We start from the raw sequence: 20,877 nt of genomic DNA on the forward strand, positions 1-20,877 counted from the left end.
CAAACGGATCAGGAGGCATGATGGCGCCGACGACCAACGGGACGGCTCTGTCGCGTGTCGCGGTGTGGTACGGCGACTCCGAGCAGGAGGCCCGCCAGCAGGATCTTGTTCTGCCGACCCATTCACCCATCAGCGAATACATCGGCGACGTCGTCGACCAGCTCAGCGACGGTGACCCCATCACCGCCCCGGCCGGCAGCCAGTGGACATTGGCGCGCATCGGCGGACCCCTCAAGCCCGACCAGTCCCTCCACGATGCTCGGGTCACCGACGGCGCGGTCCTCGAATTGCGGGCGGTCAAATCCACCGAGCGGTACCGCAAGGTCACCGAAGACGTCATTGACGCCGCCGCGGCCGCGGCGGCGGCCGCGGGACGGCCCTTCGATGTGCACGCCGCCCGCCAGGCCGGGCTCGCCGGCCTGGCCTTTGGCGGCATCGCGGTCTGCGCTGCGCAGTGGCTGCTGTGGATTCGCAGCTCCTACTCGTGGTGGTGGGTGCTGGTCGGCGGCATCGGCGCCATGGTGGCCTTCACTGGCATGTGGTCGGCGTCGCGCCGATACGAGAGCAGCGACGCCGCCACCGCCTGGACCGTAGTGTGGGTGGCGGCCACAGCTGTTGTGGGACAAGTGATTCCCATCTCGGAGCGCACTGGAGTGCCAGGAATCCCGCACGTCATGGTGTCAGCGGTGGGTGTTGCGGTCGGCGCCATCTGCGCGCTGCTGCTAACCCGGCGCCACCTGGCCATCACCACTGCGCTGAGCGCGTTGATGGCCATCGTGGCCGTGATCTGTGCTGTGGCCGAGTACACGAATCTGCGTCCCTCGGCGATCGGTGCAGGCGTCCTCATCGCCGGCCTGATCGGCCTACAGAACGCGAGCGGTATCGCAGCGGGGCTGGCCCGGATCACCCTGCCCAGGGTGCCGGCCGACGGCGAAACGATCGAAGTCGGTGGCGAGATCGGAGAGCGGGAGCTTCAGACGGTGCGGATACGGTCCCAGCGGGCCGTCGAGATGACCACCGGGCTAGTCGTGGCCTCCGCCGTCACGACGGCCGCAGCCGCGGTGTTCACGATGGATCCGCACTCCTACCACCACAAAATCGAAATGGTCATCGTGTCGTGCGTCGCGATCATCCTGACCATCTGGGGGCGCACGATGTCGAATGCGCTGCAAGCGTTTTCGATGCTCGCTGGCGCGGCAGTGGTCATCGTGGGATCTGCGGCGCGACTCCTGCTGGCTTGGCATGACGGCTGGAAACCCGCGGTGGTTCTCGCCGTGGTGGTGGGATCCATCATCGCCTTGGTGACCATCGCGGTGGTAGTGACCCCACGAGGCGTCAATCCGAGAGTCGCCCGGTTGATCGAGATCTTCGGCTGGATGGCGCTGGTCACCGTGTATCCGCTGGCCGCGTGGGTCACCGGGATCTTCGCGGTCCTACGCGATCTGAGGATCGGGTGATCGCGATGCGGCCCCTCGTCTACCGGTTGTCCATGGTGTTCGTCGTCAGCGCGTTGGTGGCGGTGTTCTCCGGCGCAGGACTTGCCCACGCGCTGACCCCGCCGACGATCGACGCCGCGGCAGTGCCGCCCGATACCGTCGGGCCGGAGCAGCCCATGCAACTGCAAGTGGAGTGCCAAGTACCTGGCGTGCTGCCCGGATCGAATTTCGCCGACCCGCCCCCAGGTTGGCGGTTGCTCAATCTCGGTGCGACAAGGCCGTTCGCCACAGGCGCCGGGCAGACAGTGGCCGTCATCGACACCGGAGTGACCCCCAATCCGCGGCTACGCAACCTGCGTCCCGGAGGGGACTACGTCACTGATGGTGACGGGCTCACCGACTGTGATGCCCATGGCACGCTGGTCGCCGGAATCATTGCCGCAGCACCCAGTCCGGGGGACGCGTTCGTCGGCGTGGCACCTGACGCGGCACTCATCAGCATCCGGCAGTCATCGGGCCATTACCGGCTGCAGAACCCAGACCAGTCCGACGACCCCAACCTCACCGAGACAGCAATCGATCTCCGCGCTATGGCCCGCGCCGTGGTCCATGCCGTCAATCTCGGCGCCACGGTGATCAACATTTCGATGGTGTCCTGCATGAAAGCAGTGCGCCATGCCGACGACCGCGAGCTCGGCGCCGCCCTGCACTGGGCGGTGGCCGAACGCAACGTCGTCGTCGTGGTCGCCGCGGGTAACACCGGTGGCGACTGCCGGCAGAACCCGCCGCCGCCCGGTACCGACCCGGCGAGCTGGGCCAACGTGGTGACGATCGCGTCACCTGCCTGGTGGGCCGACGACGTCCTGGCCGTAGGGTCGGTCCAAAACGACGGCACGCCCTCCACCACGACTCTGCAAGGGCCCTGGGTGGACTTGGCTGCCCCGGGTGAAAACGTCGTCAGCACAGGCAATTTCCCCGACGGACACCTCGTCAACGGCCTACCCGGCCAAGACCAGATCCTGGTGCCGATGTTCGGCGATTCCTACTCCGCCGCCTACGTCAGCGGGGTCGCCGCGCTCGTACGGCAAAAATATCCTGACTTGAACGCCTACCAAGTGATGCACCGGCTCAAAGCCACTGCCCACGCGGGGCCGACCACACCGGATCCCTCGGTCGGCTGGGGCGTCGTGGATCCGCTCGCCGCATTGACCTGGAATGTCGCCGATCCCGCGCCGACGTTGCCGGTGAACAGCATCATCCATCCGGCGCCGCCGCCACCCCCGCCGGACTACACACCACGCCGTACCGCCACCTATCTTGTGCTCGGCATCGCCGGCGCCATCCTGCTGGCGATCGGCGCCTGGGCGGCCCTGCGTAGAAAGAGCCATCCATGAGCAGGAACGTGTCCTCAAGCAGCGCACAAGGTTTCACCAAGCCTCCGATGCTCGGCGTGCGGGTCACAGTGACCCGCACAGTGCTGATCATCCTTGCCGGGATGGCCTGGGTCATGGCCACCGGTGGTCGGCTGCACCCCGCCGCAGTAGCTGCCGTTCCCATCGTCTTGATGCTCATCGTTTTCATCACGATCTATCACGTCGCACTCACTCACTGGATGTCGACCTGGTGGGCATGGCTGCGTCACCGACGTTCCATCGCGACCGAGCCTCCGCCGCCGGCCCGCAACGTCTTCATCAACGGTGTGCCCATCGGTGTTGTGGCCGAAAACGAGCAGTTGATCACCCTTGTCGAACTGCACGGTGACCCGTTGGCACCGTCGGTGGTCACCGACACCGAAGAACGGACCGCCAACGTGCTCGACATCGGCGAGCTCGCCGATCTGGTCGGCCGAGTCCTCGACGTCGGGGTGAACACCGCAGACATCATTAGCGACGGCTTCCGCGCCGCCGGCGGATTCGCCGATCTGTACCAGCAGATCACCGGCCCCACCGTGGCGCCCGCCGAACGGCGCAGCTGGATCGTCGTGCGTACCGACCTCCACGACAACCTCGCCGCTATCGACCGGCGGGGAGGTGACGCCGAGGCGGCTTTGCGCGTCGCCGCGGTGACGTGCCTGCGTATCGCGGACACCCTCGCAAGTTCCGGCCTGGACGCCCGCCCCGCTGGCGCCGAAGCGATCGATGCTGTCAACGCCCTGCTGCATGTCGATGCGCCGATCGCCGACCACTGGTCGCACCTCGAAGGCCGCAGCGGCTTCACCGGGGTCTACTACGCAGACCCTGCACATATTGGTGAGGATGCCGCGCAGTGGTGGACCTGGCCGCTGTCGCAGTCAGTCACCACGCTGGTGCGGCTGACACCAGGAGCCAATGGCGCCACGACTATCGCCGCGCTGGTGCGATACCGCACCGATGCGCGGCCGCCCGCGCCTCCGGTATCGCGCCTCGGGCCGCTCTACGGCGTCCAAACAGCGATGTGGCAGCAGTTCCGGATCGGATATCTGCCCGTCGCGGCACCCCTGCCAGCGACGGCGTTGGGTCCGGCAGCCCCCACGCTGCCCTTCGGGCCCGCCGGCCCACTGATCGGCTCGATCGGCGATCCACGCGACCACACCTCGGTCCACCTCTCGCTGTCCGGGCCGATTACCGTGTTGTGCCAAAGCTCAGTACTGCTGCGGCAAGCCGCTTTGCGGGCAAGCGTCACCGGCCGACCGTTGCTGATCGTCACCGACGAACCCGAGAAATGGCAGCCCATCGCGTCGTTGGCAGTATCGGGCGACATCCTCGACGACTACCCGGCCGGCTGGACCGCTGACGACGAAGACGACGTGGGTGATGACGACACCGAGATCGCGTTGCAACGCGGTTCCGGCGCACTAGGTTTGGCCGGACTTGACCCCGATACCGTCCTAGTGATCGACACCGACGAGGACTGGCCCGAGCACCTACCGCAGGTCACCGTCCTGACCGACGACGAGGCATGCGATGCCGATATCGAACTCGTCGACACCGACGATCAGTTCGGCTTCACCCTCAAGATCAGGACCGGGCTCAGCGCACGAGTACGCTCCGTGCCCGCCCACGAAGAACGGCGGATCTTGGGGGTCAGTCCCCAACCGACCACCGCCAGGGGCCCAGTGCGGCAAGCCGACCGTCCAAACCCGCCCATTCGGCCCAGGCCACCCGCCTCCCGGCCGCGGCCCACACCAGCAGCGCCTGCCCAGCAACCAAGCGGCCCCCAGGGCCCACAGCCGCCGACAGCGGACCGTACAAACAGCACCCGTATCGACCTCGCTGACGATCTTGCAGGACAACCGGCGACCACCCCAGACCGGCGAATGCAGCCCGCCCTGCCGGCACCTGTCGAACCGCCCCCTGCTGCTCAGCCCAGCGGTCCGGTCACAGCGCACCCGCCAGTGCGTAAGCCCGGCCCCAAACCGCCAGCGCCGCCGCCACAACCGATCCGGCCGCCGGCCACCGCACCCTGGCCCGAACCGCCGCCCCGTGGCGCTAGCACACCACAGACTCCCCCTCCAGGGCCCCTACCGCCATGGCGCACCCGCAACGGGCAGCCAGCACCTGAAAACCAACCCCACGACAATCCGCCCACACCCGCCGAGTCAGCGCCGACAACGTCCCCCACGGCCGGGCAACACCGTGACTGGGCGCAAGCATTCGGGAAAAGCCCTCGGCAACAGCCCCAGCCGTCCTCACCCGACGGGGATTCATCGCCGCTGCCTGAACGCAACGGCGACTCCAACGGGCGCCACCGCGCACCTGATGGCACCGAGCAGACAAGCCGCGAGCAACGCGGAGGACAGAACCCGCCAGCCACGGGGCCACCGCCAGGAGGTGCGGCACCTCCACCCCGGAGCGTCGAACGTCGCGAGGAGACCTAATGGCCAAGAAAATCACCATCGAACTGGTCGATGACATCAGCGGCGAATCCGGTGCTACCACTACACAATTCGGGCTAGACGGGATCGAGTACGAGATCGACCTCGTGAATGACAAAGCCTTGCGCGACCAATTTGCACCGTGGATAGCCAAGAGCCGCAGGGTCAACGGCCGCGGTCAGAACGGGTCACTACCGACCAACGGGCGGCGCCGTCACGACATGCATCTGATCCGAGTCTGGGCCAAAGAGAACAACATTACGGTGCCAGCACGCGGCAGGATGCCTGCTGCGATCATCGAGGCCTACGACAAGGCCCAGTCCGCGACGTAGCGAAACACGGCCATGTAGCCGCAGCCAGGTATTGCCTGAAAGCAAGCAGCCAGAAATGCTTACGCTCGTGCCGTGTCGCCACACCGACGGCTGCTCGTGATCCCGCGCCCGGCGACTCGATCGCGCACAGCGCCGCTACTCACACCGCAGTGAAAAGGCGTGAGCCACGCCCGTTTCGAACCGCTGAACAATATGAAAACCGCCCCGACGCAACCAGGCAGGGTTGCGCGGTGGCGGTCAGTGTCAGAGGACAACTCTGAAGGTAAGCGATGCACGTGTTGGATGCAAGCGTGCCCCACCGGCCGCTGGGCACCATCACCTGCAGGTGGTCTTGAAAACAGCTCCAACGCCCATGACGGTTGAAGTCATGGTGATGACCCAAGTTGACGACGCCGCTCCCGCGAGGGCGGTCAACACGATGATCGGCGCGACAGCCGCCGTGGGAAGTGCCGGACCCTCCCGACGCAACTCCGGGATCATCGGCCACCCAGGTGATCATTCCGTGACAAGTGAAACCCCCTCGGGGCGCCAGCAGGACGACAGTGCCGCAGACAGTGAACGTGAACAACGAGCACCGTGGGTTGCGTTGGCTTGTTACCTCGTCGCGGTCGTGTCGCTGCTGGTGTCGCTGAACACATCCTGGAGATTCTTCGAACACGTACTTCACATCCCTACCGCCAACGGCGAACGGTGGGTGATGTTCGCAGTCGCCGAGTTGGCGCTCGTGGTGTGCGGCGCAGGGATGGCCGTGAACGTTCAGCGCACCGGCCACCCCGGAGCGTTCCGGGCACCCGTGTGGGCTATGTGCGCAGCCATGGCATACATGGCGTGGGCCATGTCGACCACCGACGAGGCCGTCGGTCGAATCCTGCTTGGCCCGGTACTCGGCACCGTCATGCTCCACCTCGGGCTTGGCCTCGAACTTCGTGCCCGCCACCACCGCACCAGCACCATTGCCCGTATCGGCCGTGAACTACGGGAGCGCTGCTTGTCGCGGTTGGGTCTGGGCGACGATGACCGCGATGCCGCGCAGCGCTCCCGCGACCGCAAGGCATACCAAGCCGCAGCACTGTCCCGGCCACGGCGTTGGCCGTGGTCGCGCGCGGCCCGCCTGGAGCGCGCGCTGCTGGCTGCCGGCGTCGCCGACGACGCGGTGATGCGCGAGCGGATGCTGGCACGGTTAGCTGTCCTCAACCACGCCGGCGAACTGGCCACCCACACCCAACCGTCGCCGTGGACACAGCCCACCCGGCCGCCGGAATCATTTGCCGGCGCGCCCACGCCGCACAATCTCGGGCACGACGGCAAAACTCATCTAGACGGCGGCGCTACTGGGCGCGAGGGGGACCAATCTGCGCGGTCACATATTGGCGACAGCACCGACACGTCTGCACGAGAAGCATCAGACAGCCAGGCCCTCAACAGCGTTCACGCACTCGATGCGGCGAAACTGCGCCCCGCCCACCTGTCGAAAAGCAATGGGGAGATGTCGAACAACAACGACGGCTGGGTCGATGTCGCCGAAACCCTGGTACGAGAAAAGGTGACGGTGAAGTCTGTTGAACAGACCGCAGATGTCTTGCGTCTGTGGGATCAGCGAGTGCCGGTTACCACCATCGCGACGCGCACCGGTGTGCACCGCGACACCGTCACCAACATCACCAAAGCAGCAGAAGCGCTCATGTCGAATGCTGACCGGATTCGGGCCTGAGGAATCCGCAAGCATGACCCGTCCGCCATCTGTGCCGGCGCGCATCGTCATCCCACGGACCTTGCGCTCCGCAGCTGAACGCTGCCTGGCCGCGATCGCCACCCTGCATCAACCCATCACGTCGAGCAGCGACCTGAGCGGCCCTTCGTGCGGACAGTGCGCCGAACGCTGGCCCTGCTCAACAGCTCTTCTGCTGGGACCGTGGCCCATCCAGAACGACACCGGCCCGGTGGGGCAGCAGATCGTCATCCCGGAGGGCAAGACGGCCGCAGAAACCCGGACGACTGCGATCGGCGCGTTACACCAGCCCATCCTGGAGGCAGGCGCGCTGGCGGCGCTGTCCGGTCCGTCATGCCGCCAATGTTCCCGGTGGCCATGCGCGACAGCGCAACTCATCGGTGCATGGCCCAGCCTGCAACCCAGTGACGACCTCGCTGCAGTCAAAGACGGTCATGACGTAGCTACGGACGTGCGCCCTACCATCCGCCCGCGCTCGCACGAGACGGGAAGTGCTGTCGAATGACGTTGGGGGAGAAGGTCATGAATAGCGGTGCAGCTATAGCAACACCGGTGACGGCCGCCGACCGGTTCGGCATCGGCCCGGGGCGGCATCGCCGACACGCGGTGGACATGACGATCGCCGCCAAGGCAGAGGCTGTCACGCCGGAAGGCCGCCACCCTGTGATCTTCGGTGTATGCGGAGAACGCGTCACACTGGCCCGAAAGTGGGGCGCATACTGCGATCAGAACGTCATGCTCACGGAACGGCGGTGCGAGCAATGCAGTTGGATCGTGGCCCTACACCGGGGAACAGTAGAGCGCGAAGTCGTCCGCTATTCACCAGATGAACTGCAGCGCAACCTCATCGCTAACACTGGACACAATCCAGACCTGCTGACAGCACTGTTGCGTGCCGTCTTGGCCAACCACAGGGACGAGTTGAACTACGAGCGCCCAGAGCCCGGCGCTGTCTCTGAACTGCTCGCGCATCTGTGTCGGCACCGAGCCGTTGTGATCGTCTGCGGCGAGTGCTGGGATAGCAGCCCCCAAGTGCACGGACCCGACATCTTCGTCTGCCCGGACGCGAGGGTGGCATGCATGGCCTGCACGTTCCTGGCCGGGGGATGGGCGGGGGAGTTCGAAGACAGCGTAGGCGCGACAGAGTGCGTCGTGCTCTCGCCCTGCTCGGTTCTCACCTCCGTCGCCACTCATTTCGAAATCACGACTACGACCCCGTGCCAAGGAAGCGAATCCCGATGACAGCTGAGATTACGAACCTCACGGACGGAACTCGCGATGAGAACGCAGATCGCGCTGTGAGCCGACCTATCGATGTGATGTCCCATCTGCCAATGCTGTTGATCGGATTGAGGTGGCTGTTCGACACAGCTCAGCTGGATACGGCACTGCAACAACACCACGGACAACAGATCGGCTCCGTCGGCAACCGCACGTTACGGTTCATCCCATCCGGTTGGAATGGCCATGCGATCGTCGTCGTCGACGTAGCCCACGTCGACTACGGGCAACCGCACGAGCCACCGCGCAACCCCTTAGCTCCTGGCGAACTGGCCGCATTCGCCGACCTCTTGGACGGCATGGGGGAGGACGTCGTCGCAACGTGGAACGGTCACCCAGCCATCACCGGAAGCCTGGCGCTGGCCAGACCTGCCCACCCGTCGCTGCAGGCTGCCGTGAGCCGCTACACCGCGGGCTGTCAGCGACACGGCGGTGACCGCCTCTGCCCGTGTGACTGGTATATCCGAGGTCACCGCCACATCGTGAGCATCTCAGATCTGCATGAGCAGGCGCTGCAACGCCGAACACCCGCGCACCGCGGCCGCGATGCCATGGCAAACCTGACGACTATGACGGACTGCGCGACCGAATCTGCCCAATCCCCATTATCGGCGTCACGCATGACCGCCGACATGGGCACCACCGCTCATGACACGCGTGCGCCCTCGTCGAGCACCGAACATGTGAACGGAGACAAGATGCCCACCACCGACAGCCTCGAAGACGCCCGCCGCGATCTTCAGACAGCACGTGACTGTGTCGACGACCCGCACCGCCGGCGCCAGTACGCCCTCGCCGCGATGGATCTCGCTGCGACCGTGGTGCTTTCAGATAACGTGACACCTGAGCAACGGCGCGCCGCGAGCGAGTATCTGACCGAGGCCTCGACAATCTCGGGCCGCTCGGCCAGCGGCGACTTACCGGGGAGACAGCGATCACCTCGCCACCATGAACCTGCACCCCTCCAAACCAGCAAAGCTGGCATTGCCGCTGCCCGATCGGGACTACGACGATGACATCGGCGCGAGATCACGCCGTACCCAAACATCAGCGCTGCTTCGAAACTGCCACGGGCAATGGATCTCTCGTCGATCCGTCAGCGAGACCGCACGCTCAACTTGGGTTCGATCGTCCACTCAACGCGTTGGACTCACTTGCCGTAACAGTTGGTTCTCACCTTGACCGCCTAGGCGTGCAGAGATCCGATTGGCAGCGCGTAGCCAAGGTGGGTGAAGAGGGCGGCGAAGTGGTTGGGGCACTTCTCAAACGAGCTGAAGGCCGAGCAGACACCGCCCACCTCCTGGCCGAACTCGGAGACGTATTCCTGGCTGCACTCGCCGCCGCCGATCAACTAGGTGTCACACCGTCGACGATCATCGCCGCACGGTGGGCCGATGTATCTCAACGAACACGAGACGAGAGCAGAATTCAATTGACATGACCACCGATACCGCACCTGTTCCTCTTCCTTCCGGCGCGCTGCTGTTCGGTGTCAGCGACACCGACGGCCATCACCACATCGTGACTCGGGACTCGGCAACTCACGCAATCGATCTCTCGTCAGACCCCCGCGCGGTACACGCGGCTGCGCTATGCGAGAGAACCGTAGGTCTCGCCCCTACGTGGGGCCCATACGGCCGCGAAGCGGCAGACCGGTACGGTCGCCCATGCCACGACTGCCAATGGATCCTCGCGCTGCACCGTGGCACCGTCGCCGACCAGTTCGACGCCGCTTGCCCCGATGCCGTCGACGCCGCTGCCATCGCCGCGGCTGGCATCGACCCGCACCTCGGGCCGAAACTACTGACCGCGATCGCCGGCGACCGTGCGCTAATCCGGTCCCATCACCCGCTCGCGCCGACACACCAGACACAACTCCTCGCCCATGCGAGTCGCCACTTGCCGGCCGTCAGCATCTGTGAGGAATGCTTGGACTTCGGGATCCATAACGCCCACGACGACACCTCCACCTGTCCCGCCCAAAGCGTCTTCTGCCCGGCCTGCACACCTGCCGCTGGACAGTGGGCAGGAGAATGGGCAGGAACCCTACTCTCAGAATGCCTCGTCGAAGCGCCGTGCTCAGTGCTCACCGCACTGGCAGCGCACTACGCACTCGGCACTCATTTCGGGCATCCAGGCAGCGGTAGCACCGACGTTCGGCAGAGCGACCAGTGACCGTCTACGTCGATGACGCGCGGATCCCCGCGCGCGTCGGCCGCTACGACACCCGATGGTCGCACCTGTTCGCCGACACCCAAGCCGAACTCCATGGGTTCGCTGCCCGACTGGGACTGCAACGGCGGTGGTTTCAAGACCCAACCAAAGTGGGCAAGCCCCTGGCGAAGCCGGGAAGCCGGGCCGCTGAGAACTGGCACTACGACGTCACCGACGCCAAGCGCAAGCAAGCGATCGCGCTTGGTGCAATTGAAGTCACGTGGAGAGAAGCGGCCGGCATCATTACCGCGCGTTACGAGCTGGGCCGTCAGAAAACACTCGACGTCTTGGACGTCACGCAGGACGTTGCCGGCCACCGCTAACACCTGACAGCCGCCAGATGCAGTGGTCTGGAAGACCGTCGCGGTCGATGCCACGCTCGGACTATGCAGCGAAGGTCTGTCTCCAATCAACGCACGGCGGGAGTCGGCGCCGACGACGTCGCCGTGGGCCTCAGGCGCGACGCTCGTATGGCTAAGAGTTTCGTCGCGCATCATCGGCGGCGATCGATGCTGTCGGGAGATCCGGCGATCGCCGCGGCCGAAGGTTACCGGCGGTGGTGTGAGAGCTCGTGGGCGGCCTTCGTTCACCGCGACCCCGATACGAAGTTCGACCTAGACGCTCTTGCGCAGCAATGGCGCCTCATGGCCTGCGCATCTGATCTTCGTGATCCCGTACATCGGTTACGAAGCCGATGCCAACGGCTCCCGCTGATGGTGGTCGGGGTCGTGGCGGCGGCCGCCATCCTCGTATCGGTATCGCCGCTCGTCGGGGTCGCGGCCGGCTTAGTGTGTGGCGGAGTTGCTGTCCACTTAGAGCGCCGTCGAGAACTCGACGGCACAGGGTATCTCGTCGTCGGTCCGGACGCATCACCGAAGGTGCAAATGCGCGCATCGTGGCATTGGAACCATTCCGATTTTCGTTGAGTAGGCACAGGGACCACCTGGGAGGTGCGATGGAGTTCGCCGATCTTGTCGACGCGCAACTGCGCGAGGCGCGGGCGCTGGTCGGCACTGGAAATCCCCCGCAACCGCCGGCTCCTGGCCAGCCCTCGCCGCAACCCGCGCCGCCAGCGGGGTGGTCGGGGGTTGCCCAACACCGCGCCACCGAGCAAACTATCGATTTAGGTCGCACGCGCAACGTGGTTGACGACGCAAATGCTCAGGTGCACAACGCCGTTGCGCGTGTCGAGTCGGTTGGGCCGCGGGCGCTGCAACAACTGGACACCATGGAGGCGGGCTGGGCGCAGGACCGCGCGGCTCTGGGGTCGCAGCGCGGTACACCTGAAGGGATGGTCGGCCTTGCCCAGGCTGGGCAGCACCGTGTCGCGGAGTCGAGGCAGATTGTGTTGAACGCGGCGGCGGAGTATGCGCAATCCGCTGAGGCGGTGCGGGTGGCGCAGCGCCAGCTGCCGAGAGATGTCGCCGCGCCGCTGGCGCATGTCGACCCCAAACCACCACCTCCGGCACCGACGGAGAGCGACAAGGGCGCCCCGGACCCTGACGATGTGCGGCCGTACGCCTGCTACCTGGGGTCGAAGGACAATGACCCGGTGAAGATCTGCGGCCCGACACCGGCGCTGCACACCTGGTATGTCGAGAACGGTCGGTTCGTACAGGTCGAGGGTGACAAAGTCACCCCGGATGCCAAAGTCGAAATCTCGGCAGGGCCGGGCGAAATCATGGAGACCAGCATCGACCCGGCGGGCAACGTCGGCGAGGTCAAGGTGTGGCTCTCAGGTCCGCCGTCGCCGCAGGACTTCCAGAAGTGGAGCGAAGGCGGCCAGCGCGACGTCAACTTCTGGTGGCAAAACCCTGACGGATCGATCGGCGTCGATCGCAGATGGGGCAACGGCAACGTGATCTACCAGGGAAGTCTTCCGCCAGGACCAGACTGGGGCTACTGACACGCAGCAGCAGAACGCTCGCGATCGTGGGGCTACCGCGCCGGGTGGGCCGCATCGGTTCGGCTGAACGGATGCAAGTAGGGCGGACGTATCGCGCCAATGCCAACCTCGCCGGTAACCATGCCGGGTTTCAGACATCGGAGCGGGACGGTCCTGCCCAAGACACCGGGCTCGTGCTCGTGGCCGGCCGACCAGGCCGCGACGTCCGGTGCTTCGGTGACCGTCCATCGAGCCACCACACCTTCGCCGGTGCCGCGATGCTTCCCGATCGACGGCAAGTCGGCGAGCAGTTCGCGGATACCGTCAGGGTCGCCGACGGCACGCCACGTCAATGTGGCCACGGGATGGGCGATCACGGGAACAGTGCGCTGCAGATAGCGGCCCGATGTGTCCGACACGACGTTGCCGGTGACGGGTGCGAGCTGCTGAAGCCGACGGCGGTCGGTGCGTGATGTGCGCCAACGAATATCCGGCTCGACGCCACCCGGCCGCAGATCAGCGAACGTAGCCATCCAGTGCCAGGCGTCGTGGTCGGGGTCGTAGCATCGGGCGAGGGGAAGCTCGATCGCGTCAGGCTCAAGATCCGGGTGATAGGCCAGATGATGACCGGCGGCGCGAGCCTCCCACTTGCGCCGATGCCACAGCACCGACGACAGCAACGCGTCCAGCGGTACACCCCACGGCCGCGACGTAGCCACCCCGTGCGGCGTCGCGGCAGTCACCAGAAGCGGGATCATCAGGTCAGGTCAGTTAAGGCCTTGATGGCGGCCCGGCGCTTCCGGCGCAACTGGGCGGCCCAGTCGAGGTCCGGGTTTGGCAGTTCGCCCCGAAGTGCCGTGGCATGAACAGTCGCGCTGATGGCGCCGTGCCCGGCGGCGGAGCGGCCGCCCAGGTGACCGCGCTCGGCGAACGCGACCAGCACGCTGTTGAAGAACGCGAGCTGATAGTCAGTGGCGTGCGAGATCTGCACCCACGACTGCATCCGCGTGCCGGCCGATAAGGCCTCGAACCCGAAGATGCCCAGCGGACTATCTTCCTTGGCCTCGGTGTTCATCACCGGTGGCTCACTGGTGCTCGGCCGGTGATCGGCCAGGTGGGTGTAAGACTCGGCGGTCATGCCACGAATGGCCGAGGGAAGCGTCCCGCTCGGTGGTCGCGGCAAGATATGGGCGAGCTCGGCGACCTCAGGCAACACTTTGCTCACGGTCAGCAGACCCGACATGACCCTGCCCGAGGCATCTCCACCAAAGATCGCAATCTGCGGAATCAACGCCTTCAGTGTGCGTTCCCGGTCATCGGTCATCGGTTTGTCGGTCTTTCCGAGCCGACCACCGTTGGTCAATAGATGAGCTGCAGGGATCGGCAGAGACTGTTCGTATCTGAGCACATCGGCGGTGAGACCCTCACCGATACGACGCAGTACACCGCGGAAACTGTTGCCCGACACCACCGGTACCCGAATCATGTCACCGTCGGGTGTGATGATCTTCTCGCGACGAAACACGCTCACCGTGTCGGCCCTGCCAGAGGAACGGCCCTGTCCGTGCACGATCGACGATTTGGCGACGATGTCGATGTCGAAACGGACGGTAGATAGCGTCATTCGGCGCTCCGCCTCGACGAGCTTTTCCGTTGCTCGGAGACCGCCTCAGCGATGATCTGCACTCGCAGTAACAGAGCGTGAAGTCGATCGTGGAACGCGCTGATGACTTGAAGGGAGGGTTGGCGCAGCAATAGGGCCAACTCGATACGGCGCTCCTGGTTGCGCGGCGGGTCCGCTTCGAGCTCATGAGCGGCAGCAGACCACCAGTCGTCGAGAGTGTCGCTCTGATAGGCGGCACGCAATACCCGGGACGGCAGAACGTCGGTCCAGTATGTCGCACGGTGGTTGGACACCCAGCTCTTGTCCCAGTTGATGGCGTAGTGCAAATGCAGCAGCAACCGCTCAGCGAGGTCGTCGGCGTCGTCGAGTGTGCCCAGCTCGGGGACTGCCGCCTGCCATACGCGCGAAGGCGGCAGGTCATCGGCAGGCATGATCCCAACTGTAACGGGCGATCATCGGTGTGACGTGCATGTATCGACGCAGCGGGTTAAAGCGATGGAGCCTGCCACCGTGCGAGAGGCTGTGGAGCTAGAGCCGGCGTCGCACCGGTTCGGGTCTGTCTCCCGGCGGGTCGGTGATCTCGCGTGCGGCCGCCCACACCATCGGGGTGGACCGCCACGAGGCGAACTGTTCCCAAGCGTTGATGATCCGGGGCCAGTGCTCCCGAGGTTGCCCGGTGATGAGTTTGGCCGGCGGCGCATCGCGGGATAGCTGCGGCCATGTCGCGCCGACGGCGCCGCGCAGCCACACGAGGTTCGCCAGCCGCGCGGCGTCACTGGACTCCCAACGCAGCACAAGCTTGTCGATCGCCAAATGTCCCCACTGGGCGGTCGGCAAAAGGTAGCGACGTTTCAGCAGTGCGCGTACCGGCAAGACTGCGGCGCAGGTGGTGGCGAGCGGCCCCGCGGTGAGCACCCCCACGAGTCCGCGCCCATCGGCATACTCGGTCACGGTGTCGCGGGCGATGAGCATGGGAACCTGGGCGGTCGGCCGCCGGTCATAGGCCCATGCGCAGGGCACGCACAATCTGCGCCACCCGTATGGCCAGTCCTCGAAGCCGGTGAACTTGTCGCTGAGGATTCGGGAGGCCGTCACTGTCGGGCCCTCGGTGCCGCAGCGGGCGCAGCGGCCGGGGACGGGCGGGGGTGCGTCGACGGAGGGTTTGCCCGCGACGATCCACGCTGCGGCGGCAGGATCGGTGTACATGCTGATCGACACGATAAGAGGGCGACCGCTATCCCGGTATGGCTTACCCTCAAAGGTACGAAACAACCGCAGGGGTTGGGAGAGGGTGTCCCAGGGTGGCCTCGGTGCGGCCAGCAGTGGCCGACTCCGGGGCCACCTCCTGTTTAACGCCACCCGGATCTTCTCTAGCCTGAGTCTATGACCCCCGTTACGCCTGATCACGGCACCTTCCGGTGGTTCATCCGCGGGCGGAACCCGGAGAATGTGCCGCCGAACATCTGCCTGGGTGGAGCTGGTGGGCGCGAAAACCAATAGACCCAATAGGGAACGGGCGCTCGTCGTCGATCCCGAAGCCGGCACGATCGGCGAACGCGATGTGAAGGCAGCTCGCGAGATCGCCGCCGAGGTGATGGGAGAGCGGGACTTCCAGCGGTTGAGCAACCGCATCACCGACGAGATCCGGGATGCCGACACCTCAGTGACCCGGGCCGCGCGGGATCGTTACCGGTCGACGCCTCGTGATGTCAGTGCCGTTGAGTCGCCGCGACTGCGCGGTGAGCTGCCGCCACCCGGTGACTTCCGCTCCGCACTGAGCGGTCGTCAACGCAAACTTCGGTCCGCTGTCAAGAACAAGGTCATGGCGTCTGCCCCCGCATCACAGCACCGGGCCATGCGAGCAATGATCACCGATGAGAACCCCGAGGAGTGGCGGCGGATCAACCGCGCCCTACACGCTAGGGCCGGCGACGTGCAGCAGCTCGCCGACTCCGATCGGGCCACGGTGCAGCGCCTCGATCGCGCCGTCCAGTCCTATGAGCGGCTCAACGACCGGGCTCACCGCGTGTATGTCTCGGTGCGTCTGCCTGACACACACCGCGACGTGACTAAGCTGGAGGATCTGCCGGCTAATCTGCGCCCAGGTTCCCTCGTTGCCTTCGACCAATTCACGCTGAGCCGGCACAACCTGCACGAGACGTCGGGCCACGACAGCTCGCGGCACGTGGTTTTTGAGATCGTCACGAGCCGCGGTATGTACCTTGGCCGTTCCGACAGCGTCGAGGACACAACACATCTGTTGCCGCGAGGGATGCAGTTCGCGGTGACGTCAGCGGATTACGCCGTCTACGAGGCCGGCGACGGCGGGTTCGGCGACCGTATCGTCGTGCAATTGAAGGAGTGGTAGCCGTGGCCGACACGTGGATCGTCCATCCCAACAGGCTAGAACCCAGCGACGATGAACCCGGGCGCAACGGCCACTACCGGTCGGTGAAGCGTGCGCCGATAATTGTCTCGACCTGTCTTGCCCGAGTGACGTTGCCGCAGCGCCTATCTCGACTCGCAGACGATGACACCGGCAGGATCACGTTCGGGGGCCTGGATTGGCATTTTGTGGTCGGGGCTGCTCGCATCTTCGCCCGCGAACACCTCGGCGGCCCGGTGCCGCCACCCTTCGGATTTCGGCGTCAAGGAGTGTGGTGGTGGTGGGATAACACCACCACCACAGAGTCGATACTGGAAACGCCCCAGGCCCTGGACTACGTCCGCGAGTACCTCGAAAAGGTATTCCCACGCATGCGCATCGAACTTGTCGACCGACGATGAACACGCCTCCCGGACTTGATATTCAGGCTCTGCGTCGGATCGCCGTCCGGCGGCGAGGGACGAACGCCTATGACCATCTACTGCATCGGATCGCCGGGCACTTGGACTGCCATGACGGTTTCGTCTCGTGGTCAGGCGGCAAGGACAGCACTGTCGTCGTCGACCTGGCCCGGCAAGTCGACCCAAACATTCCCGTCGTGCATTTCGACAGCGGCCTGCAATTCCCGGAGACCGTCCGGTACATCGAAGAGCTGACCCAGCGGTGGCGACTCAACCTGACCGTGATCGCAGCCGAACCAGATCTGCTGACCTTGCTCATCGCCGGCGGCGGGTTCGACCACCACGCGCCAGACCGGGTACTACGCGGCAGCCTTGCCGACATCATGATCACTACACCCGCCAAGGCTGCCCACTCGCGCTTCGGCCGCGGCTCGATGTGGGGTGTTCGTTCCTCGGAATCTCCCGGCCGGCGCATGCTGTACCGAAGCAGGCTGGCGAGGGAAACAACGGCGCACCAGGACTACTCACGCGAAAAGGTCCGCGCGCAGTTCGGGGGCGTGGTGCGCCGCAACGACGGCACAGTCACATTCGGACCAATCTGGGATTGGCAACGCGGACACGTCTTCGAATACCTCGCCGGCCGCGACATCCCAGCGAACCCGATATACGCCAAACTCGCCGAGCTCGGCATGCCCGCCCACCAGATCCGCGTCGACTCAATCATCGACGCCGCGCTACTTTCCAACGGTCACGTGTCCTGGCTAGCAAAAGGGTGGCCGACATTATTCGACCGTCTCGCCACCGCGCTTCCCCGGCTCACCGAGTGGGTGTAGCGGATCACTGATCAGGGCCGTACCCTGGCTGACGTATGGGCAGGCCACACGGGCAGGCGCCGAGGAGGAAAGTGTGACGACGGACATGCCTGTCTTCAGCGGTGACGACGGGCGGGAATACCTCTGGTCGGATCTGCTAGCGCGCCGACTTGCACTTGGCCTACAGACCGAAGAATCCGCACGCGCTATGAAGGTCTCCTACGAGGACTACGACGAGGCCGAAGAGGGGGAGAAGCCACCTGACCCGCAGATGGTCGAAAGCATCACTGCGATGGAACGATTCGTCGCGCAGGAGACAGATCTCGCCGTCGCAGCAGCTCAGGGAACAGGTGACAAGGCCGTCCAATTTATTGCCCTCGCCGACCAAGACGCCTTCAACCAGATGTACCCACACGCAAGGACTCCGTGGGGAACGCCCTACCCATTCACCCTGCAACACGTCGCGATTGGGCGCGCCGCCGGCGAGCTGAGCCGGCGGGGCATCGACGTCGAAGTCTACGGTGGACAACACGGTGATCGCCGGGTCGACCTGGCCGTCCGCCGGCAAGCCGTCGGCTTGCTCAAAACAATGGCCGGCGACCTACTGGGAATCCCACACAAGAGGTACTACAAGTGGGAGGCAGGCATCAAATGGGCACCAGGACGCGCCGGTGACCCCGCAGGATCTTCGGTGCCAGCCGGCCTAATCGCCGAAATGCAAGCTCTCGACGACTTCATCGTCATCACCGCCGCAGAGCTCCCCGTCGAGACCGTCGACGGTGTGAGCGTGGTCTACATGCTCGACGACCAAGCCGACTTCGAGCAGCTCTACCCGGAGGCGCGGACACTGCGGGACCGGATCCCATACCCACTAAGGATTCACCGAGTCGCTGCAGCGCGCCGTGCAAGCTCCCTGGCGTCCGCCGGCCATGACGTTCGCATCGCAGTCGAAGACTGAAGATGAAAGACAGTCGGGGCCCCGCTCCTCTGGAATCGGTGATTCGGTACTGCCATCCTTGGCGCCATGAAAGCGTCCATGAATGAAGCGCCCGCTCCGCTGCGCGTCGAGATCGACGAGTACGCCCAAGTCGTCGATCCCGCGGGCGCGGCTGAGCGTCCGAGTTTGGAGGACTACAGCCTCCGCCAGATACTCGAGCTCGCCCGCGCCCACCCAATTCGGATCGTCACGGCCGGCCGCCATTGATGGAAATCCCTGGATACATTCGCAGACCTAAGAATAGTTGATCAGCCGGGCGCGGTTGGCGTTCCGCTCGCTGCCGCTCGGCTGCGCACCACCCGGCACCACCACCCGGCACCCCCTCCCAACCCGCCGCGGGGGTTGGGAGGGGGTGCCACTTTCATCTGTGATGGCTGCTGCTGCTGTCGAGATGCAATGAAGATTAACAAGCGTGCACTTGTTGTTAAACAACAGCGACAGCCGACCTGAGTGTCTGGCAGACATAAGTGCAGGTCATGCTGGTAACTGTCGACTCGGTCTCAAGACCTTGTCAAAGTAGCTGCTCGAAATGAGAGTCGCGCGACGCTGGCTTCCGCTTCAGGTGCAACCTCTTGAGGGTGAATCGATCGATTCGTGGTTGGAGGCCAGCGCACGTGCAATGGGTGGCACCGTCGGAACTCTTGCGGCGGCCGCGAAGCTTCCGGCTACCGCGAAGCCGCATTGGTTGACCTGGCTGCTGCCGGAGCAGGAACAGTTGCTCGAGGCGGCCACCGGTGTACCGGCGGAGTCGTTCGAAGCGATGACGCTGAGCAAGTACGACGGGACCGCCTTGCATATTGATGCGTACACTGAGCGTCTCAATCCAAAGTTTCCCTTCGGAGCTCTGCCGAGGTCCCGGTTCTGCCCTGCATGCTTATGCGAAACGGGCGGCCGGTGGCAATTGCGCTGGCGCCTCGGTTGGTCCTTCGCGTGCCTGGAACACAATTGCCTCCTTGTTGACCAATGTCCTGGCTGCGGAAGCTATCAGCGATCGACCCAGTACTACCGCCGCATCCAGCCTCCAGCCACCTGCCGTTGCGGTCTTCCACTGGGAACGGTTCCAACGTTGCGGTGGACCGATAGACACAATTTTTCGTGGGCGCAGGAGGCGGTCAATGAGGTTATTGACGACGGCTACGCTGATTTCGGAATCTTTGACACCCACGTACGGCTTTTGCAGGAGGTCCTGGAGGCTGTCAGAAGCCTTGCCAACAGGATCTTGAACTATTCGTCGACCCACGGCCTGACGATTGAGGACGTTGAGGATGACCTGACGGGTGAGCATACGGTAGGTTTCGCGTCCTCACAGGCGCGAGAAACACTGAATAACAAAGCGCCGCTTCGTGCTCTGGATGTTGCAGTCGGTACCACATTGGCCTTGAAGGTGTTGTGGGACGCAAGCGTGACCGACTGTGGGATGGCCGCCCGATGGTTCATTGCAGGGCAGAACGCCACCAGCGGCCCAGCGGAAATCCGCTCATGCGCGCGAGATAGCGACATCGCCGCTGCCATCGTGTTGAAGGCGCGTAACGCCGATATGGGTCCTGAACTCCAGCTGCGATACCGCTCTGCAACGACGCTGCCGTGCGCACCGAGCCCGGGGCAGAAGCGAATCCAGAAGAAGGCTGCCCGGCTGCCGGCGGCAATCTGGTCGCAATGGGCGTCTGTGTTGCTATCGGGACGTCGCAAGACTTTGGTACTTCGCGAGACATTGTCGTGCGCCACACTGCTCGTGGGTGCAACCATCAGACCCGTTGCGGCAGTGCGCCTCCTAGGCGTCGTCGAGAGCCACAGCATTTTGAATAACAGGCTGTGGGTTTTGTGCGACTCAAGCTACTGGGAGCCGATGCAGCAGGCGCTCGTCCGGTTAAGCGACTTCCTAGAGCAGGGCGACGGTGGCCGGATCAACTACGAGCGCCGCCGCCAG

General features: G+C 64.9%; 22 protein-coding genes. 18 read left to right on the forward strand and 4 right to left on the reverse strand.

Features of this window, described 5'->3' with window-relative positions; all coding sequences use genetic code 11:
- Positions 1–20: 20 nt before the first annotated feature.
- From eccD to AC5Y5O_RS28415, 12 genes are all read left to right on the forward strand, one after another.
- Positions 21–1,457, forward strand: a complete 1,437-nt coding sequence (gene eccD, locus AC5Y5O_RS28360) for a type VII secretion integral membrane protein EccD (protein ID WP_005113470.1) — start codon at positions 21–23, stop codon at positions 1,455–1,457.
- Entirely contained in the window at positions 1,454–2,830 is a 1,377-nt protein-coding gene (gene mycP, locus AC5Y5O_RS28365) for a type VII secretion-associated serine protease mycosin (protein ID WP_005113469.1), read from the forward strand. Before eccD ends, mycP begins: the two co-directional genes overlap by 4 nt.
- On the forward strand, positions 2,827–5,292 hold the full coding sequence (gene eccE / locus AC5Y5O_RS28370; protein WP_005125329.1) for a type VII secretion protein EccE: 2,466 nt from the start codon (positions 2,827–2,829) through the stop codon (positions 5,290–5,292). Before mycP ends, eccE begins: the two co-directional genes overlap by 4 nt.
- On the forward strand, positions 5,292–5,621 hold the full coding sequence (locus AC5Y5O_RS28375) for a histone-like nucleoid-structuring protein Lsr2 (protein WP_005113467.1): 330 nt from the start codon (positions 5,292–5,294) through the stop codon (positions 5,619–5,621). Before eccE ends, AC5Y5O_RS28375 begins: the two co-directional genes overlap by 1 nt.
- 502 nt (positions 5,622–6,123) lie before the next feature.
- Complete coding sequence (locus tag AC5Y5O_RS28380; protein WP_005125331.1) at positions 6,124–7,332, forward strand: hypothetical protein; 1,209 nt, start codon at positions 6,124–6,126, stop codon at positions 7,330–7,332.
- Between the two features lie 13 nt (positions 7,333–7,345).
- Positions 7,346–7,855, forward strand: a complete 510-nt coding sequence (locus tag AC5Y5O_RS28385) for a hypothetical protein (protein WP_005114941.1) — start codon at positions 7,346–7,348, stop codon at positions 7,853–7,855.
- A gap of 47 nt (positions 7,856–7,902) precedes the next feature.
- Positions 7,903–8,592, forward strand: coding sequence for a hypothetical protein (locus AC5Y5O_RS28390; RefSeq protein ID WP_232530513.1), 690 nt, complete (start codon positions 7,903–7,905; stop codon positions 8,590–8,592).
- A gap of 92 nt (positions 8,593–8,684) precedes the next feature.
- The gene (locus AC5Y5O_RS28395) at positions 8,685–9,647 is read left to right on the forward strand and encodes a hypothetical protein (protein WP_500028364.1); all 963 of its coding nucleotides are present in this window, start codon (positions 8,685–8,687) and stop codon (positions 9,645–9,647) included.
- On the forward strand, positions 9,644–10,072 hold the full coding sequence (locus AC5Y5O_RS28400) for a pyrophosphohydrolase domain-containing protein (protein ID WP_332838227.1): 429 nt from the start codon (positions 9,644–9,646) through the stop codon (positions 10,070–10,072). Before AC5Y5O_RS28395 ends, AC5Y5O_RS28400 begins: the two co-directional genes overlap by 4 nt.
- Positions 10,069–10,806, forward strand: coding sequence for a hypothetical protein (locus tag AC5Y5O_RS28405; RefSeq protein ID WP_050547106.1), 738 nt, complete (start codon positions 10,069–10,071; stop codon positions 10,804–10,806). The genes AC5Y5O_RS28400 and AC5Y5O_RS28405 overlap by 4 nt, the downstream gene beginning before the upstream one ends.
- Complete coding sequence (locus tag AC5Y5O_RS28410) at positions 10,803–11,168, forward strand: DUF4031 domain-containing protein (RefSeq protein ID WP_005113459.1); 366 nt, start codon at positions 10,803–10,805, stop codon at positions 11,166–11,168. Before AC5Y5O_RS28405 ends, AC5Y5O_RS28410 begins: the two co-directional genes overlap by 4 nt.
- A gap of 632 nt (positions 11,169–11,800) precedes the next feature.
- Positions 11,801–12,751 carry a hypothetical protein gene (locus AC5Y5O_RS28415; RefSeq protein WP_005113457.1) on the forward strand — a complete coding sequence of 317 codons (951 nt, stop codon included), beginning with the start codon at positions 11,801–11,803 and terminating at the stop codon, positions 12,749–12,751.
- A gap of 32 nt (positions 12,752–12,783) precedes the next feature.
- Here the strand turns inward: AC5Y5O_RS28415 and AC5Y5O_RS28420 are convergent, their stop codons facing one another.
- The 4 genes from AC5Y5O_RS28420 to AC5Y5O_RS28435 form a co-directional block, all read right to left on the reverse strand.
- On the reverse strand, positions 12,784–13,488 hold the full coding sequence (locus tag AC5Y5O_RS28420; protein WP_005113456.1) for a hypothetical protein: 705 nt from the start codon (positions 13,486–13,488) through the stop codon (positions 12,784–12,786).
- Positions 13,488–14,354, reverse strand: coding sequence for an RAMP superfamily CRISPR-associated protein (locus AC5Y5O_RS28425; protein ID WP_005113455.1), 867 nt, complete (start codon positions 14,352–14,354; stop codon positions 13,488–13,490). The genes AC5Y5O_RS28420 and AC5Y5O_RS28425 overlap by 1 nt, the downstream gene beginning before the upstream one ends.
- Entirely contained in the window at positions 14,351–14,785 is a 435-nt protein-coding gene (locus tag AC5Y5O_RS28430) for a hypothetical protein (RefSeq protein ID WP_005113454.1), read from the reverse strand. The genes AC5Y5O_RS28425 and AC5Y5O_RS28430 overlap by 4 nt, the downstream gene beginning before the upstream one ends.
- Positions 14,786–14,882: 97 nt before the next feature.
- The gene (locus AC5Y5O_RS28435; RefSeq protein ID WP_005113453.1) at positions 14,883–15,572 is read right to left on the reverse strand and encodes a hypothetical protein; all 690 of its coding nucleotides are present in this window, start codon (positions 15,570–15,572) and stop codon (positions 14,883–14,885) included.
- Positions 15,573–15,834: 262 nt separating this feature from the next.
- Here AC5Y5O_RS28435 and AC5Y5O_RS28440 point away from each other — a divergent pair, with 262 nt between their 5' ends.
- From AC5Y5O_RS28440 to AC5Y5O_RS28465, 6 genes are all read left to right on the forward strand, one after another.
- Positions 15,835–16,722 (forward strand): beta/alpha barrel domain-containing protein, encoded by an 888-nt coding sequence (locus tag AC5Y5O_RS28440; RefSeq protein WP_005113452.1) that lies wholly within the window; start codon positions 15,835–15,837, stop codon positions 16,720–16,722.
- Positions 16,723–16,724: 2 nt separating this feature from the next.
- On the forward strand, positions 16,725–17,141 hold the full coding sequence (locus AC5Y5O_RS28445; RefSeq protein ID WP_500028370.1) for a hypothetical protein: 417 nt from the start codon (positions 16,725–16,727) through the stop codon (positions 17,139–17,141).
- A complete protein-coding gene (locus AC5Y5O_RS28450; RefSeq protein WP_005113450.1) occupies positions 17,138–17,974 on the forward strand; it encodes a phosphoadenosine phosphosulfate reductase domain-containing protein in 837 nt (278 codons plus the stop codon). The genes AC5Y5O_RS28445 and AC5Y5O_RS28450 overlap by 4 nt, the downstream gene beginning before the upstream one ends.
- A 73-nt stretch (positions 17,975–18,047) precedes the next feature.
- Entirely contained in the window at positions 18,048–18,911 is an 864-nt protein-coding gene (locus AC5Y5O_RS28455; protein WP_005115609.1) for a hypothetical protein, read from the forward strand.
- A gap of 66 nt (positions 18,912–18,977) precedes the next feature.
- Positions 18,978–19,157: a hypothetical protein gene (locus AC5Y5O_RS28460; protein WP_032703741.1), complete on the forward strand. Its 180-nt coding sequence runs from the start codon at positions 18,978–18,980 to the stop codon at positions 19,155–19,157.
- Between the two features lie 322 nt (positions 19,158–19,479).
- Positions 19,480–20,877 (forward strand): TniQ family protein (locus tag AC5Y5O_RS28465; protein WP_500028373.1); only part of this gene is annotated, 1,398 nt, incomplete at its 3' end.

The organism is Mycobacterium sp. NGS40 (assembly GCF_059812735.1).

Bases quoted from the DNA above. Each gene is read 5' to 3' on its own strand.
- AC5Y5O_RS28415 (WP_005113457.1), top strand. From the start codon at position 11,801: ATGGAGTTCGCCGATCTTGTCGACGCGCAACTGCGCGAGGCGCGGGCG.
- AC5Y5O_RS28385 (WP_005114941.1), top strand. From the start codon at position 7,346: ATGACCCGTCCGCCATCTGTGCCGGCGCGCATCGTCATCCCACGGACC.
- AC5Y5O_RS28405 (WP_050547106.1), top strand. From the start codon at position 10,069: ATGACCACCGATACCGCACCTGTTCCTCTTCCTTCCGGCGCGCTGCTG.
- AC5Y5O_RS28420 (WP_005113456.1), bottom strand. From the start codon at position 13,488: ATGATCCCGCTTCTGGTGACTGCCGCGACGCCGCACGGGGTGGCTACG.
- AC5Y5O_RS28460 (WP_032703741.1), top strand. From the start codon at position 18,978: ATGAAAGCGTCCATGAATGAAGCGCCCGCTCCGCTGCGCGTCGAGATC.
- AC5Y5O_RS28430 (WP_005113454.1), bottom strand. From the start codon at position 14,785: ATGCCTGCCGATGACCTGCCGCCTTCGCGCGTATGGCAGGCGGCAGTC.
- AC5Y5O_RS28400 (WP_332838227.1), top strand. From the start codon at position 9,644: ATGACATCGGCGCGAGATCACGCCGTACCCAAACATCAGCGCTGCTTC.
- AC5Y5O_RS28450 (WP_005113450.1), top strand. From the start codon at position 17,138: ATGAACACGCCTCCCGGACTTGATATTCAGGCTCTGCGTCGGATCGCC.
- eccD (WP_005113470.1), top strand. From the start codon at position 21: ATGGCGCCGACGACCAACGGGACGGCTCTGTCGCGTGTCGCGGTGTGG.
- AC5Y5O_RS28425 (WP_005113455.1), bottom strand. From the start codon at position 14,354: ATGACGCTATCTACCGTCCGTTTCGACATCGACATCGTCGCCAAATCG.
- AC5Y5O_RS28395 (WP_500028364.1), top strand. From the start codon at position 8,685: ATGCTGTTGATCGGATTGAGGTGGCTGTTCGACACAGCTCAGCTGGAT.
- eccE (WP_005125329.1), top strand. From the start codon at position 2,827: ATGAGCAGGAACGTGTCCTCAAGCAGCGCACAAGGTTTCACCAAGCCT.
- AC5Y5O_RS28375 (WP_005113467.1), top strand. From the start codon at position 5,292: ATGGCCAAGAAAATCACCATCGAACTGGTCGATGACATCAGCGGCGAA.